The organism is Halorubrum yunnanense, assembly GCF_026586675.1.
GTDB lineage: Archaea > Halobacteriota > Halobacteria > Halobacteriales > Haloferacaceae > Halorubrum > Halorubrum yunnanense.
The window spans coordinates 1-2,334 of the sequence record NZ_JAODIX010000036.1 but is presented as its reverse complement, the minus strand read 5'-3'; the positions used below and the strand labels follow the sequence as shown (position 1 = coordinate 2,334).

The following is a 2,334-nucleotide window of genomic DNA, read 5'->3' as shown; positions in this document are numbered from 1 at the left end:
GAATCGATTTCCTCGGCTTCGTCCTTCTACTCCGTGATATAAGCCGATTAGATCGCTATTCAACACAGCAATTCAAGCGGGGACGAGACGGAAATCGAGCCAAAGGGGAAGCCAGCTTACGACGGCTACAACCACGCAACGATGATGTTTGCGTCAGACTCGCCACCGCGATTCCCACGCGACCAGGACGCCGACGCGCTCGGGCGTCGATTCCATCCCATCGAATTCCCAGCGAAATACGTCGATGACCCGGACCCGAACGACCCGCTGCAGCTACAGTCACGCGGTAAGACGGTTGTTGAGGAGGAGTTGCGTGCAGAGGACCGCTTGAAGGCGATGTTGTATGTTGCGCTCGATGGGCTCGCACGGATGTTGCACGAGGGCGGAATCACAGACACACGATCTCGGACTGAGCGCATCAATCAGTATGAGTCGTTCAGCGACCCGGTTCACGACTTTGCGCGCAACGCGCTCATCGCCGTCGAAGACGACGATCACGGCATCAAAGCACAACATCTCAAGACAGTATTCGACAGTTTCGCAGAGGCGCACGGACACGCAGGGAAGCAACTCTCGGACCTGTATGACTACATATCAGAGATGCCAGAATACCCTGTCGTCAAGGACCGCTCGCGCGACAATCCATTCTCCGCGGAGCGACCGACTCGATACTTAGGTGTTGGATTTAGCGAGCGGGCGCTCGATGCGTGGGTGCCGGAGACGATGAAACGATTTTACGGGGACAACGACGCAGACGCCGACGGAGACGGTCGCGCACGTGAGACGCTCAGGGAGATCATCGACGACGACTCACTCGGGCGGCGCGAGGGCATCAAAGTCAAAGTGACGAACTCCACGGGTAAGACGTCCTACAATCGGCATGAGGAGGGGGTGCTACAGGATGAATCGGGTAATATACGGTACTACATCCAAGCTCCGGGCATCAGCCTTGAGGAGGGCGAGACGTACGTCATCCGCGACGTTCCCGCGACCGTTGGCGAGAACGACGAGACGATGTTACAGCTCATACCGGGCATGACCGATACAACACTCATCGAGCGCGGTGCGGACGACGACCAAGACGACCTCGATGACGATGACGGTGACGCGGACGATGCTGTCAAAGACGGCGACGACGACACACACGATCGTGTCGAGCAGGACATGGAAGCACTAGATCAGGCGATAATCGACGCTGCAGACGGCGAGACGTCGAAGGGGGCGGTCGCGGGCGCAGCCACGTCGAAAGTTGAGACAGACAGCCTCGATGTTGTCAAGGGCAGAATTGAGAAGCTTGCCACGCGCGGGGATATCATAGTCGAGGACGAGAGAGACGCCAGCGACTCAGACGACGCCAACGACGACACACACGATCGTGCTGAGAGCGACGAGGATGGGGACTATGACACGGTACTCGGAGCGGGCTCGGGAGACCCGCGACCTCCGGATGGCAGAATGGGTGACACGGGCGTACAGTGTCGGACGTGCGGTCGCTGGTGGGGTATTGTTGCGACCAACGGGCACTTCGAGGGGCACAGGGTTGAGTGTGGCACGTGCGGCGAGACCATCGACGCAGCGTGGAATATCGCCGAGCGCTCACTCAATCCCAAGCACCTTCCCGACAGTTTCGGGGAAGACGGGGAGGAAGCCTGAGATGCCACGCTCAATCAAAGAGACGGCGGACCGCGCGGGAAAGCTCCGGATGCACTACGCACGATCGGAGTTCGACAAGCTCCCGCCCGCGGGCGAGGAATGGAAGTGGGGCGACGTCGCCGCTCGTGGCGACGACGACGGGATGCCTGAGTCGGCGATGCACACGGTCAAACCATACCTGCATAACCACGGTGATGGGTGGTATGAGACGTCGGAGAGACTCGAAACGTATCTCGATGACAAGTATGGAATCGAGTGTGCTGGCGACGCGGGGCGGGTCCCAGAACCGGACCCGGAGCAGCGGGAACTCCCCGGTATCGAGGCGAGCCCGAGCACGGACACACACGCCCGTGCCGACGGCGGCGACGAGGACTCGATGCAAGTGACCTTCGGCGGCGAGCGCGCGGACCCGGAGGTACTCGCCGCTCAGTCCCTCGATAAGCACATCGAGAGTGTGAAAGCGATGTGTGCCGGCGGCGAGAACCAGGGTCGAGACGCTACTCAGATGACCATCGGGGTGTACGACCGTGCGACGGTCGGCGGTTTCCAAGTGTCGGGAGGGGAGCTCCCGTCGGGCGAAGCGTAAGTCTCCCGTTCATACTTTTTAGTTGTACGCTCTTCTGTAGGAGATTGTTGATACTGCTGAGCTGTCGCTATCGAGTCGAAGAGGACAAGGACACC

2 protein-coding genes are annotated in these 2,334 nt (G+C 59.9%); both read left to right on the top strand.

What is annotated here, in order from left to right:
• Window positions 1-144: 144 nt before the first annotated feature.
• On the top strand, window positions 145-1,653 hold the full coding sequence (locus N5096_RS10075; RefSeq protein ID WP_267664418.1) for a hypothetical protein: 1,509 nt from the start codon (window positions 145-147) through the stop codon (window positions 1,651-1,653).
• 1 nt (window position 1,654) lies between these two features.
• Entirely contained in the window at window positions 1,655-2,239 is a 585-nt protein-coding gene (locus N5096_RS10070) for a hypothetical protein (RefSeq protein WP_267664416.1), read from the top strand.
• The last annotated feature ends 95 nt before the right edge of the window (window positions 2,240-2,334 follow it).